The sequence below is a fragment of the Streptomyces sp. DI166 genome (assembly GCF_900091315.1).
In the GTDB taxonomy this organism is placed as follows: Bacteria; Actinomycetota; Actinomycetes; order Streptomycetales; family Streptomycetaceae; genus Streptomyces; species Streptomyces fuscus.
Genome location: NZ_FLSP01000060.1, coordinates 1 through 13,164, shown reverse-complemented (window position 1 = coordinate 13,164; position 13,164 = coordinate 1). Strand labels below are relative to the sequence as shown.

At 70.9% G+C, this 13,164-nt stretch carries 8 protein-coding genes; 5 read left to right on the top strand and 3 right to left on the bottom strand.

Annotated features, from left to right (window positions below; translation table 11 throughout):
- Positions 1 to 484: 484 nt before the first annotated feature.
- Together typA and GA0115233_RS25900 are read right to left on the bottom strand one after the other, a co-directional pair.
- Positions 485 to 2,392, bottom strand: a complete 1,908-nt coding sequence (gene typA, locus GA0115233_RS25905) for a translational GTPase TypA (protein WP_093722709.1) — start codon at positions 2,390 to 2,392, stop codon at positions 485 to 487.
- 180 nt (positions 2,393 to 2,572) lie between these two features.
- Complete coding sequence (locus GA0115233_RS25900) at positions 2,573 to 4,645, bottom strand: ABC transporter family substrate-binding protein (protein ID WP_093722708.1); 2,073 nt, start codon at positions 4,643 to 4,645, stop codon at positions 2,573 to 2,575.
- Between the two features lie 286 nt (positions 4,646 to 4,931).
- Between GA0115233_RS25900 and GA0115233_RS25895 the strand changes: the two genes are divergently transcribed.
- The 5 genes from GA0115233_RS25895 (at position 4,932) to GA0115233_RS25875 (ending at position 10,290) form a co-directional block, all read left to right on the top strand.
- Positions 4,932 to 5,222, top strand: coding sequence for a hypothetical protein (locus tag GA0115233_RS25895; protein ID WP_093722707.1), 291 nt, complete (start codon positions 4,932 to 4,934; stop codon positions 5,220 to 5,222).
- 26 nt (positions 5,223 to 5,248) lie between these two features.
- Positions 5,249 to 6,070, top strand: a complete 822-nt coding sequence (locus GA0115233_RS25890; RefSeq protein ID WP_093722706.1) for a hypothetical protein — start codon at positions 5,249 to 5,251, stop codon at positions 6,068 to 6,070.
- On the top strand, positions 6,070 to 7,998 hold the full coding sequence (locus GA0115233_RS25885) for a fumarate reductase/succinate dehydrogenase flavoprotein subunit (protein ID WP_093722705.1): 1,929 nt from the start codon (positions 6,070 to 6,072) through the stop codon (positions 7,996 to 7,998). The genes GA0115233_RS25890 and GA0115233_RS25885 overlap by 1 nt, the downstream gene beginning before the upstream one ends.
- Positions 7,995 to 8,762 (top strand): succinate dehydrogenase/fumarate reductase iron-sulfur subunit, encoded by a 768-nt coding sequence (locus GA0115233_RS25880; protein WP_093722704.1) that lies wholly within the window; start codon positions 7,995 to 7,997, stop codon positions 8,760 to 8,762. Before GA0115233_RS25885 ends, GA0115233_RS25880 begins: the two co-directional genes overlap by 4 nt.
- Before the next feature lie 70 nt (positions 8,763 to 8,832).
- Positions 8,833 to 10,290 (top strand): hypothetical protein, encoded by a 1,458-nt coding sequence (locus GA0115233_RS25875; RefSeq protein ID WP_255310350.1) that lies wholly within the window; start codon positions 8,833 to 8,835, stop codon positions 10,288 to 10,290.
- Between the two features lie 17 nt (positions 10,291 to 10,307).
- On the opposite strand, the gene GA0115233_RS25870 is transcribed toward GA0115233_RS25875, so the two are convergent.
- Entirely contained in the window at positions 10,308 to 12,890 is a 2,583-nt protein-coding gene (locus GA0115233_RS25870) for a SpoIIE family protein phosphatase (RefSeq protein WP_093722703.1), read from the bottom strand.
- Between the last annotated feature and the right edge of the window lie 274 nt (positions 12,891 to 13,164).

Here is a 13,164-nt window from a genome sequence, read left to right as displayed (position 1 = left end):
CTAGGCCCTACATCTTCCGGAACCCGGACAAAGTGTTTGGTGAAAGATCCCTGCGAAACGGACTTGTTACACGCCTATCGGCGTCGGATGTCCGAATACCGGACACTCGCAACGGGAAATCGAATTGCACATATGGTGGCCGCCGTGCATGGCGTGTCCGCCACCGTGCGACGCGTACCCCAGAGCCGCCGCGCGCTCAGCGCGCCTGTCCGGCAAGGCAGTCAGCCATGGACCGCGGATGTCCCGGATCAACTGACGGAAGGGCAGGCCATCCCGGCAGGCTAGTACGTCGAGGCTGCTCCGCCGAGACCTCCCGGCCGGACAGAGGGTTTTCCCTACCCTCCTTCGCTCCTCCCCAACCCCGTCCCCACGCTCTACGCGTTCCGCTCACAAGTGTTGCTCCCCACCTCGAACACGAACGGCGCCGTACACCCGTGGACGGGGTGTACGGCGCCGTTCGTCCTTGCGGAGGGTTCCCGCCGGATCAGCCGTGCTTGGCGCGGCTCGCGGCGCGGGCGCGCTCGCGGGCGTCCAGGTTCACCTTGCGAATGCGAACGGCCTCGGGAGTGACCTCGACGCACTCGTCGTCGCGACAGAACTCCAGCGACTGCTCCAGCGAGAGCTTGCGCGGCGGGACGATCGACTCGGCCACATCGGCCGTGGACGACCGCATGTTGGTGAGCTTCTTCTCCTTGGTGATGTTGACGTCCATGTCGTCGGAGCGGCTGTTCTCGCCGACGATCATGCCCTCGTACACCTCGGTGCCGGGCTCCACGAAGAGCACGCCGCGCTCCTGAAGGTTCGTCATCGCGAACGCCGTGACGGCACCGGAGCGGTCGGCGACCAGCGAGCCGTTGTTACGGGTGGTCAGCGTGCCGAACCACGGCTCGTGGCCCTCGTGGATGGAGTGGGCGATTCCGGTTCCGCGGGTCTGGGTGAGGAACTCCGTCCGGAATCCGATCAACCCGCGCGAGGGCACCACGAACTCCATGCGCACCCAGCCGGAGCCGTGGTTGGACATGTTGTCCATCCGGCCCTTGCGGACACCCATGAGCTGCGTGACGGCGCCCATGTGCTCCTCGGGCACGTCGATGGTCATGCGCTCGACCGGCTCGTAGACCTTGCCGTCGACCTCCTTGGTGACCACCTGGGGCTTGCCGACGGTCAGCTCGTAGCCCTCCCGGCGCATGGTCTCCACGAGGATGGCCAGCGCCAGCTCACCGCGGCCCTGCACCTCCCAGGCGTCCGGGCGGTCGGTCTCCAGCACGCGCAGCGAGACGTTACCGATCAGCTCGCGGTCCAGACGGTCCTTGACCTGGCGGGCGGTGACCTTGCGGTCCTTGACGGCCGCCTTGGCGTCGGCGCCCTTGCCGGTGCCGCCGCGGCCGACCAGCGGGGAGGTGTTGGTGCCGATGGTCATCGAGATCGCGGGCTCGTCGACCGTGATCAGCGGCAGCGCGACGGGGTTCTCGGGGTCGGCCAGGGTCTCGCCGATCATGATCTCGGGGATACCGGCGACCGCGCAGATGTCACCCGGGCCGGCCTTCTCGGCGGGCTTGCGGGTGAGCGCCTCGGTCATCATCAGCTCGGAGATGCGGACGTTGGACACCGAGCCGTCGCGCTTCATCCACGCGACCGTCTGGCCCTTCTTCAGCTCGCCCTGGTGCACGCGCAGCAGCGCGATACGGCCGAGGAAGTTGTCCGCGTCCAGGTTGGTGACGTGGGCCTGCAGCGGGGCGTCCTCGTCGTAGGACGGGGCCGGGATGGTCTGCAGGATGGTGGAGAAGAACGGCTCCAGGCTGTCGGAGTCCGCCGGGACCGTGCCGTCGTCGGGCTTGGTCAGCGAGGCGATGCCGTCGCGGCCGCAGGCGTAGACGATCGGGAACTCGATCTGGTCCTCGTCGGCGTCCAGGTCGAGGAAGAGGTCGTAGGTCTCGTTGACGACCTCGTCGATCCGGGAGTCCGGACGGTCCGTCTTGTTGATGCACAGGATGATGGGCAGCCGCTGCTGGAGCGCCTTGCGCAGCACGAAGCGGGTCTGCGGCAGCGGGCCCTCGGAGGCGTCGACGAGCAGCACGACACCGTCCACCATCGACAGACCGCGCTCGACCTCACCACCGAAGTCGGCGTGGCCGGGGGTGTCGATGATGTTGATCGTGATGGGCTCCCCGCCGTCCTTGGGGTGGTACTTCACCGCCGTGTTCTTGGCGAGGATCGTGATGCCCTTCTCACGCTCCAGGTCGTTCGAGTCCATCATGCGGTCGTCGACCGAGTCGAGCTGGTGGGCGGCGAAGGCCCCGGCCTGCTTCAGCATGCCGTCGACGATGGTGGTCTTGCCGTGGTCGACGTGGGCGACGATGGCGACGTTTCGAATGTCGTGGCGCGTGGCCATATTGCGGCGTTCTCCCGGAGTGTGAGGACGGCCTGCGCGTACTTCCGTGTGACGCGGGCCCTGCCGGGCTTGACATGCCACGGCCTCACCCCATGGTACGGGGCCTGGGCAGCTGCGGCGCGCCGGGCCGCTTCTGCCCAGGTTGGAGGGGGTACGGGAGGCTTTTCGGCGGGCTCCGGGCTACTTCTTGGAGGCGGTGGCCCCCGGCGCCGGCCGCGCGCCCTTCTTCAGGAAGCCCATGTCTTCGTAGACCGGGGTCCGGAAACCGAAGGCGCCGGTGTTGGCGAGGTTCTTGCGGGCCGCGGTGAGCTGCGGGCGCTGGTAGAGCGGGATGGACCCGGCCGCCGCCCAGATGCGGGAGTCGGCCTTGCGGATCAGGTTGCGGCGCGCGGAGTCGTTCAGGGTGGAGATCGCCTGCTCGAAGAGCTGGTCCACCTGGTCGGTGCCGACCCGGGTGTAGTTCTGCTCCACGTTCAGCGAGCCGTCCGCCGCCGGGACCGGCTTGGCGTAGATCGGGCGGGCGTCGGTGGCGGGGTAGGCGGAGGCGGGCCAGGAGTACAGGGCCAGGTCGTACTCGCCGGAGGCGATGTGGTCCTTGAAGTAGCTCTCGTCCTTGACCTTGGTCAGCTCGGTGCGGATGCCGACCCGGTCGAGCATGCGCCGGATGCGTTCGGCGACCGTCCGCAGGGTCTCCGAGCCCGGCCCGGAGGGCAGGACGAAGCGGAGGGTGAGCGGCTTGCCGTCCTTGGCCAGCGGACCGGCCGCGGCACCGGCGGGCGTGGCGCCGGCCTTGGCGACGGCCTCGGCGGGGGCGGCGGTGCCCTTGGGGGCGTAGGCGCCCGGTGCGCTGCCCTGCTGGAGGTCGTGACGTTTCTTCTCGCGGTCGGCCTCGGTGGGCGCCTTGTCGTCCTCGCCGACGACGTAGGTGCCGTCGTCCTTCTCGGACTTGCCCTTCTCCTTCTCCCCCTTGGCCTTCTCCTTCTCCGCCCCGGCCGCCTTCTCGGCCTTCTCCTCCTTGACCGGGCCGCCGCGCACCCATCCGGCGTCCGCGAGCAGGGCCCGGGCCTCCGCGGTGTCCTGGTCGCCGAGGGCGCCGCTGTTGTCGGCGTAGGCGGCCTGTCCGGCGAGGGCCAGGTGGCTGCCGACGGGCTCGGCCGGCAGTCCGAGGGGCTTGAGGACGGCCTTGGCGATCTCCTCGCGGTCCAGTGCCCTGGCCACCGCCCGGCGCACCCGTTCGTCGGCGAGCGGGCCCTCGGAGCCGTTGAGGGCGAGCTGGGTGAAGGCGGGCTCCAGGGAGCTGCGCACCTCGAAGCCCCTGAGGGCCTGCTGCCGGCGCTCGCTCTTGCTCTGCGCCTTGTCCTTCCTGCCGTCGGCGCGGTCGGCCAGACGGATGCGGCGCACGGTGCCGGAGTCGATCTCGGCCAGGTCGACCTTCCCGTCGGCCAGCGCCTCGGCGCGCTCGTCGCGCGGCACCGCGCGCAGCACGATCTTCTCCAGCTTGGCCGGTCTGCCCCACCAGCGGGGGTTGCGGGCCAGGGTGATCTCGTCGTCCTTGCGGTCGAGCTTGCGGACGTGGAAGGGCCCGGCGGTGATCTTCAGCTTGCGCCGGGCGCTGTCGTTGAAGGAGTCCGGGGTGCCCATGACCTCCTTCGGGTACAGCGGCGAGAACAGCGAGCGCCAGTCCGCGTAGGGGCGGGCGAAGGTGACCTTGACCTCCAGGTCGTTGGCGCCGCGCTCGATGCGCTGGATGCGGTCGTACCCGGCGTTGCGGGCGGTCCAGTAGGCCGAGTCCTTGCCGGACAGCGCCCGCCACTGGGCGGCGAAGTCGGCGGCGCCGATCTCCCGGCCGTCGCTCCAGACGGCCTGCTGGTTGAGCTTGTACAGCACGACCTGCTTGGGCTCGGTCTCGACGACCTTCGCGGACTCCAGGTAGTCGGGGTTGATCTCGGGCCGTCCCGTCTCGTCGAGGCGGTACATCGACGGCAGTACGGCCTGGGCGACCCGGGAGGTGGTGGCGTCGGCGTCGGCCTGGAAGGTGTTCAGGGTCTCCGGCACGGAGTCCACCGCCCAGCGCAGGGTGCCGCCGTCGACCAGCAGGGAACGGGCGGCGGGGACGATGTCCGGCCCGGCGAGTGGCTTGCCCGCGGGATCCTCGGAGGCGCATCCCGCCAGCAGCGGCACCGCGAGCGCACCCGCGGTCAGGAAAACGACCGATCGCGCCACCGCGCGAGGTCCTGGGCCGTCGTGGGACATCTCTGCTTACCTCCGGGGGCCGCGGGCGTTATGATCACGTTTGGCGGTATATGGAGCTGATCACATCTATGCGGCCACTGAAGAGGAAAGGGTTCGGCAACGGGCTGCGACACGGCGGCACACGTCGTGAAGCCCACTCGTGTGGCGCAAGCACCACGGGATGCACCTATGCGCCTCGGCCAATCGGTGCACGTCCCTTCACAGCGACAGGTGTGACGCGCAACACTCGCAGGCGCATGAACGTTGCCACCCACGGCCGCACGGCCGACGGAAGTGAGGTCACGTCATGTCCGTGCACGACGACCTGATGTCAGTCCAGCGGTGCCTCGACGACCTGAACCGGTCGGTGAGCCGTCTGGAACAGCAGCTCGGCAGCGGCGGTCTGGACATCCGCCGCGTCCGTACCGACTGCGACCACCTGCGCGAGAGCGTGGACCTGCTGCGCGCGACGGCTTCCACCCCCGCGCCCCAGAAGCGCCCCGACCTCGTCACGATCCCCGACACCCCGTACGACGACTCGCTCTGGATCGACACCGACGACGAGGGTCTCGGCGCCCGGGACCGGCGAGCCCCCTGAACCCAGCCCCCGACCGGAGTCAAACCTTGGCCACTGGTACGGAACCCCATCTGAACAGCGGCGGTGTGCACACCCCGACACGCGCCGCGATCTCCGCCTCGCATCTGCGGACCGACCGTTGGTGGCTGGCGCCCGCCGCCACCGCGGCCGGTCTGCTCGCGTTCATCGTCTATTCGACCTGGCGCGCCTTCTCCAACGCCGACTACTACGCGGCGCCGTACGTCTCGCCGTTCTACTCCCCCTGCCTCGCGGAGAACTGCGAGCCGATGCGCAACGGCCCCAACTGGGAGATCTTCGGCAGCTGGTGGGGCCTGTCCCCCGCCATCCTGATCCTGATCTTCCCGCTGGGCTTCCGGCTGACCTGCTACTACTACCGCAAGGCGTACTACCGCGGCTTCTGGGCCTCGCCCCCCGCCTGCGCGGTCGCCGAACCCCACCGCAAGTACACCGGTGAGACCCGTTTCCCGCTGATCCTGCAGAACATCCACCGGTACTTCTTCTACGCCGCCGTCCCGGTGGCCGGGATCCTCACCTACGACACGGTGCTGACGTTCCGCGACGAGAACTACGAGTGGGGCCACATGGGCCTGGGCACCCTGGTGTTCCTCGTCAACATCGTGCTGATCTGGGCGTACACGGTCTCCTGCCACTCCTGCCGGCACATCGTCGGCGGCAAGCTCAAGCACTTCTCCAAGCATCCCGTGCGCTACCGGATGTGGCAGTGGGTGGGGAAGCTCAACGCCCGCCACATGCTGCTGGCCTGGGCGTCGCTGGTGAGCGTGGCGCTCGCCGACTTCTACGTCTATCTGCTCGCGTCCGGTGTCTTCGACGATCCGAGGTTGTTCTGATGTCCGTGGTGGACCGGCAGGAGTGGGACGTCGTCGTGGTCGGCGCGGGCGGCGCGGGCCTGCGCGCCGCCATCGAGGCCCGTGAGCGCGGCGCCCGTACGGCGGTGATCTGCAAGTCGCTGTTCGGCAAGGCGCACACGGTGATGGCCGAGGGCGGCATCGCGGCGGCGATGGCCAATGTCAACGAGCACGACAACTGGCAGGTGCACTTCCGCGACACCATGCGCGGCGGGAAGTTCCTCAACCAGTGGCGGATGGCCGAGCTGCACGCGCGCGAGGCCCCGGACCGGGTGTGGGAGCTGGAGACCTGGGGCGCCCTGTTCGACCGGACCAAGGACGGCCGGATCTCCCAGCGCAACTTCGGCGGTCACGAGTACCCGCGCCTGGCCCATGTCGGCGACCGCACCGGCCTGGAGCTGATCCGCACCCTCCAGCAGAAGATCGTCTCCCTGCAGCAGGAGGACTTCAAGGAGACCGGGGACTACGAGTCCCGGCTGAAGGTCTTCCAGGAGTGCACGGTCACCCGCGTCCTCAAGCAGGACGAGAAGGTCTCCGGGGTCTTCGCCTACGACCGGGAGACCGGTCGTTTCTTCGTCCTGGAGGCGCCCGCCGTGGTGATCGCCACCGGCGGCATCGGCAAGTCCTTCAAGGTGACCTCGAACTCGTGGGAGTACACCGGCGACGGCCACGCGCTGGCCCTGCTCGCCGGGGCGCCGCTGCTCAACATGGAGTTCGTGCAGTTCCACCCGACCGGGATGGTCTGGCCGCCGTCGGTGAAGGGCATCCTGGTCACCGAGTCGGTGCGCGGCGACGGCGGGGTGCTGCGCAACTCCGACGGCAAGCGGTTCATGTTCGACTACGTCCCGGACGTCTTCAAGGAGAAGTACGCCGAGTCCGAGGAGGAGGCGGACCGCTGGTACGACGACCCGGAGAACAACCGGCGGCCCCCCGAACTGCTCCCCCGCGACGAGGTGGCCCGCGCCATCAACTCCGAGGTCAAGGCGGGCCGGGGCTCCCCGCACGGCGGGGTCTTCCTGGACGTGTCGACGCGGATGCCCGCCGAGGTGATCAAGCGGCGGCTGCCGTCGATGTACCACCAGTTCAAGGAGCTGGCGGACGTCGACATCACGGCCGAGGCGATGGAGGTCGGGCCGACCTGTCACTACGTGATGGGCGGCATCGCCGTCGACTCCGACTCGGCGGCGGCGCGCGGGGTGCCGGGGCTGTTCGCGGCCGGTGAGGTCGCGGGCGGCATGCACGGCTCCAACCGGCTGGGCGGCAACTCCCTGTCCGACCTGCTGGTCTTCGGGCGCCGGGCGGGCTGGCACGCCGCCGAGTACTCCGCCGGGCTCGCGGGCGGACGGCCCGTGGTGGAGGACGCGCAGATCGACGCCGCCGCGGCGGAGGCGCTGCGCCCGTTCTCCGCGGAGAGCCCGGACGAGGCCGCCCCGGAGAACCCGTACACCCTCCACCAGGAGCTCCAGCAGACCATGAACGACCTGGTCGGCATCATCCGCCGCGAGGGCGAGATGGCGCACGCCCTGGAGAAGCTGGCCGAGCTGCGGGTCCGGGCCCGGCGGGCCGGGGTGGAGGGACACCGGCAGTTCAACCCGGGCTGGCACCTGGCGCTGGACCTCAGGAACATGCTGCTGGTCAGCGAGTGCGTGGCGCGGGCCGCGCTGGAGCGCACCGAGTCGCGCGGCGGGCACACCCGTGAGGACCATCCGACGATGGAGCGCTCCTGGCGCAACGTCAATCTGCTGTGCAGGCTGGCCGATCCGACCGGCGGGCTGGCCGCCACCGACCCGGAGCGCGGTCAGATCGACCTCGTCCGGGAGACCACCGAACCCATCCGCCCGGACCTGCTCGCCCTGTTCGACAAGGAGGAGCTGGTCAAGTACCTCGCCGAAGAGGAGCTGTACGAGTGAGCAGCTACGAGGCCCGCTTCAAGGTGTGGCGGGGTGACACCGAGGGCGGCGACCTGGAGGACTTCAAGGTCGAGGTCAACGACGGCGAGGTGGTCCTCGACATCATCCACCGCCTCCAGGCCACCCAGGCGCCCGACCTCGCCGTGCGCTGGAACTGCAAGGCGGGCAAGTGCGGTTCGTGCTCCGCGGAGATCAACGGGCGGCCGCGGCTGATGTGCATGACGCGGATGTCGGTGTTCAGCAGGGAGGAGACGATCACCGTCACCCCGCTGCGGGCGTTCCCGGTCATCCGCGACCTGGTGACGGACGTCGGCTTCAACTACCAGAAGGCGCGGCAGGTCCCGGCGTTCGTGCCGCCGAAGGAACTGGGGCCCGGCGAGTACCGGATGATGCAGGAGGACGTGGACCGCTCGCAGGAGTTCCGCAAGTGCATCGAGTGCTTCCTGTGCCAGGACACCTGTCACGTGGTGCGCGACCACGAGGAGAACAAGCAGGCGTTCGCCGGTCCGAGGTTCCTGATGCGGGTGGCGGAGCTGGACATGCACCCGCTGGACGCGGCGGCGGAGTCCGGCCTCGACCGCAAGGCGACGGCGCAGGACGAGCACGGGCTCGGCTACTGCAACATCACCAAGTGCTGCACGGAGGTCTGCCCCGAAGGCATCAAGATCACCGACAACGCGCTGATCCCGCTGAAGGAGCGGGCCGTGGACCGCAAGTACGATCCGCTGGTGTGGCTCGGGTCGAAGATCCGCAGACGCTCCTGACCCCGGGGCGGCTCCCTCCGGGGGGCCACCCCGGTCGCGCGGGTGGTTTCCTGCTCATACGCTCCCAAATGTGACGCCATCCTTGATCCGGGGCCGGCCTCGGCGGGCCAAGGGGCAGATATCCGTGCGGCTGCTCATAGCCGTGGCGGGTGTGCTGGTCGCCACGGTGTGGCTGCTGCTGCCCGGCCCGTCCTCGGCCCCGGAGCCCGGGGTCGCGGCCGGTGCGGCGGCCCAGGAGGAGCCGGCGGAGACCTCGACGGGCGACCTGGTGCTCCCGCTGGTGGCGGCCGTGGCGGCGGTGGCGGTCGCGGGATACGCGTACGTACGCCGCACCCGGCGCACCCGGACCCGTACGACCCCCGGGGGCGCGCCCGCCCCGGACGCCTCCCCCGGACCGGCCGACCTGGACGAACGCTCACAGGCGCTGCTGGTGGAGGCGGACAACTGGGTGCGGGTGAGCCGCGAGGAGCTGACCTTCGTCCCCTCGCCGGACGAATCGGCCGAGCGGGCGCTCCGGGAGGCGGAACGGGAGCTGGCCTCGGCGTTCCGGATACGGCAGCGGTACGACGACGGGGTGCCGGAGGACGACGCGGGGCGCCGGCAAGTGCTCGCGGGGATCATCGGCCGCTGCGAGGAGGCGGGACGCCGACTGGACACGGAGGCGGCGGGCTTCGACCAACTGCGAGGACTGGAGGCCGACCTGGCCGGGGCGCTGGGTGCGGCGGAGGCACGCTTCCGGGAACTGACCTCCCGTACCGGGGCCGCGGGCACGACCCTTACGGAACTGACCAAACGCTACGGCCCGACGGCGACCGCGCCGGTGTCCGGATACGTGGAACAGGCCAAGGACCGCCTGGTGTTCGCCACCTCCCGCCTCAACGAGGCCCACCAGAGCGCGGACCGCGACGAAACGGACCCGGCGATCGGGCAGTTGCGCGCGGCGGAGACGGCCGTCGCACAGGCCGAGACCCTGGTTGACGCCGTGGAACGGCTGGCGGAGGAGCTGCCCGCGGCGGCGGCCCTGGTCCCGCCCGCGCTGACCGGCGCCGAGACGGAGATCGCCGGGGCCCGCGAGCGGGCCACGGGCACCCCGGGCGGCCCGGCCGACGTCCGGCTCGCCCACGCGGACGGCGTCCTGTCCGACGTCCGGGAGGAGCTGCTGGCGGGACCGTACGACCCGGTCGAGGCCCTGCGCCGGATCGTGCGCGGGGTGGTGCCGGTCGCGGACGGCCGGGCCGGGGTCCTGAGAACGGCGGCCTGGCTGGTGGCCCGCGCCTCGACCGCCGCGGCGGAGTCCCACGTCGCCACCCACCGGGGCACCGTCGGCAGCGCCGCCCGCACCCGCCTGGCCGAGTCCCGGCGCCTGCTGGCCACCGGACCCGGCCTCACCGACCTCCTCACCGCGGACGCCCTCTCCCGCCGCGCCCGCGACCTGGCGGAGCAGGACATACGCCTTGGGGGCGCGGCCCCCGAGCCCTCCGTGCCGTTGAGCTTCGGGGGGCCGCGAACCTGCGGGCGTCGAGGGTGACCTGGCGAGGGTGACCGTCAGAACAGGCTCAGCAGGGCCTCCGCCGGGTCCGTCAGACCTGTCTCGCCGTCCGGCAGGGGGAGTTCGAACCAGACGGTCTTGCCTCTCGGGGTGCGGCGGGAGCCCCAGGCCGCGCTGAGCAGGCCGACGAGTTGCAGGCCGCGGCCGCCCTCGTCGGTGTCGCGGGCTCTGCGGCGGCGGGGCTGGACCAGGCCCGCGTCCCAGACCTCGCAGACCAGGGTGCGGTCGAGGAGGAGGCGGAGGCGGATGTCGCCCTCGCCGTAGCGCAGGGCGTTGGTGACCAGCTCGCTGACCAGGAGTTCGGTCGTGTCCACCAGCGGCTCCAGGTCCCAGCTCAGGAGCTGGCCGCGGGCGTACTCGCGGGCGCGGCCCACGCTGCGCGGCTCGCGCGGGAGGGTCCAGTCGCCGACGGAGTCGGCGGGCAGGCCCTGGACGCGGGCCATGAGCAGCGCGATGTCGTCCTCGCCGTGGTGGGTGTCCAGGGTGTTGAGGACGTGGTCGCAGACGTCCTCCAGCGGGCGGCCCGGGTCGGTCAACGCGCCCACGAACGCCTGGAGTCCCTCGTCCAGGGGGTGATCGCGGCTTTCGACCAGTCCATCCGTGTAGAGAGCGAGCAGGGCGCCCTCGGGCAGTTCGACCTCCACCTCCTCGAAGGGCTCCCCGCCGACGCCGAGCGGCATGCCCGGCGGGACGTCCAGCATCAGCGCGTCCTCGCCGGGTTCGACCAGGACGGGCGGCAGATGGCCGGCGTTGGCGAAGGTGCAGCGCCGGGTCACCGAGTCGTAGACCGCGTACACGCAGGTGGCCAGGTACACCTCGGACAGGTCCGCCTCGCGGGGTCTGCGGGCGGCGCGGGTGGCCTGCTGGACCCCGCCCGGCGCGCCGAGCCCGCGCGCGATCTCGTCCAGCGCGCTGAGCACTTCCGCCGGTTCGAGGTCGAGCAGGGCCAAGGTGCGTACCGCCGAGCGGAGTTCGCCCATCGCGACCGCGGCGCGCAGGCCGCGGCCCATGACGTCGCCCACCACCAACGCCGTGCGGTGACCGGGCAGTTCGATGACGTCGAACCAGTCGCCGCCGACCTCGCTCGGCCGGTCGGAGGAGGAGTTGCCGGGCAGATAGCGGCAGGCGATGTCCAGTCCGGAGGCGACCGGGTCGCCGGGCGGGAGTAGGGACCGTTGCAGTATCAGCGCCCGCTCGTGCTCCCTGCGGTACAGCCGGGCGTTGTCGATGCACACCGCGGCCCGCGCCGCCAGCTCCACCGCGAGCGCCCGGTCCCGGTCCCCGAACGGCTCGCTGCCCTTGGTCCGGGAGAACTGCGCGAGTCCTACGACGGTGTCGTGGGCGACCATCGGCACGGCCAGCGTGGACTGGACGAGGCCGCCCTCCTCGGCGGGCACGGACTGCGGGCGGGCGGTGCGCAGGGCGTCCGCGCAGGGCGAGTTGAACGGGAAGTGGTGGACCGCGCCGACCGCGACAGTCGCGGTGCCGCCGACGAAGGGCGCGTCGGAGACGGCGCTGGCGAACGCCACCCGGCGCAGTTCCGCGCTGCCGTCGGCGAGGCCCGGCGGGGTCTCGTCACCGGCCAGCAGGCCCTGGTAGAGGTCGACGGTGGCCAGGTCGCAGAAGCCGGGGACGACGACGTCGAGGAGTTCGCGGGCGGTGGTCTCCAGGTCGAGGGAGTTGCCGATCCGGGCGCCGGCCTCGTTCAGCAGGGCGAGGTTGCGCCGCGCGGCGGCGGCCTCGCGGGCGGCGGCGCGGCGGGCGGTGATGTCGGTCCCGAGCCAGGCGATACCGATGGGCCGGCCCGAACCGCTGTGCACCCGGTAGAGGTTGACGGACCAGTGGCGGCGGTCCTCGGAGCCCGGCAGGAAGCCGGTGACGTGCATGTCCGTGATGGACTCGCCGGTCTCCAGCACCCGGCGCAGGGTCGCGGTCACCCGATCCGCCTCCGGCCGGGGCAGATAGTCGTGCACGCCCTTGCCTCGGTGGTCGTCGGGGGTGCCGCCGAAGAGCGAGGCGAACCGCTTGTTGGCGCGGCGCACCCGCAGATCGGGGTCGATCAGCAGGAAGCCGAACGGGGATTGACCGAATATCGCCTGCGAGGCCGCGAGATCGGTCTCGATCGTGCGCAGGGTGCGCACATCGACGACGATGCAGACGGCGGCCTTCTCGCCGTCCTCGGTCCGCGTCGGCATGACGTAGACCTCGGCGAGCGCCTCCTCGCCCGGTCCGCCGGGCTCCTCGTCGGGCTTGCGGAAGGGCACGACGCCGGTCCACTCGCGGCCGTCGAGGATCTCGGCCATCTTGCGATGGCCCAGCTCACGCCGGTCGGGGTCGATGAACGCGGCGATGGGGTCCATGCCCACGGCGCGTTCGGCCGGGATGCCGAAGAGCTGCTCGGCGCGCAGGCTCCACTGGTCGACCAGACCGTCGGGGCCGATGGAGAAGGACGCGACGCGGATGTAGTCGTACATGGAGCCGGGCGGACTGCTCTGCCACATGCCGTCGACGGGCGCCCCCGTCCTCGCGCCGTCCGACGGGTCCCCGGACTCCGTGGCCTTCGCTGGTATCTCGCTCACGCGAACCGTCCCCTCCAGCTCACCGCGCCCGGCACCGGTCACCGATGGGCGGCTGCCCGCAGTATCCAGCACTACGGCGCCGCGCAACACGGTGTTCACGATCACAGCACGTTCCCGATCGTTTTTGGACCGTACCGCTGAAACACTTCCAGTCTTCTAACCAGCCAACACGCAGTCGAATCACGCACTCCGACAACTGTCGGTGGCCGGAACCGGACGCTCGACGGCAAGGGCACGCGCGTACCACGTCCGTACGGTTTCGCGGGGGCGCCTC

Bases quoted from the DNA above. Each gene is read 5' to 3' on its own strand.
- GA0115233_RS25885 (WP_093722705.1), top strand. From the start codon at position 6,070: ATGTCCGTGGTGGACCGGCAGGAGTGGGACGTCGTCGTGGTCGGCGCG.
- typA (WP_093722709.1), bottom strand. From the start codon at position 2,392: ATGGCCACGCGCCACGACATTCGAAACGTCGCCATCGTCGCCCACGTC.
- GA0115233_RS25900 (WP_093722708.1), bottom strand. From the start codon at position 4,645: ATGTCCCACGACGGCCCAGGACCTCGCGCGGTGGCGCGATCGGTCGTT.
- GA0115233_RS25895 (WP_093722707.1), top strand. From the start codon at position 4,932: ATGTCCGTGCACGACGACCTGATGTCAGTCCAGCGGTGCCTCGACGAC.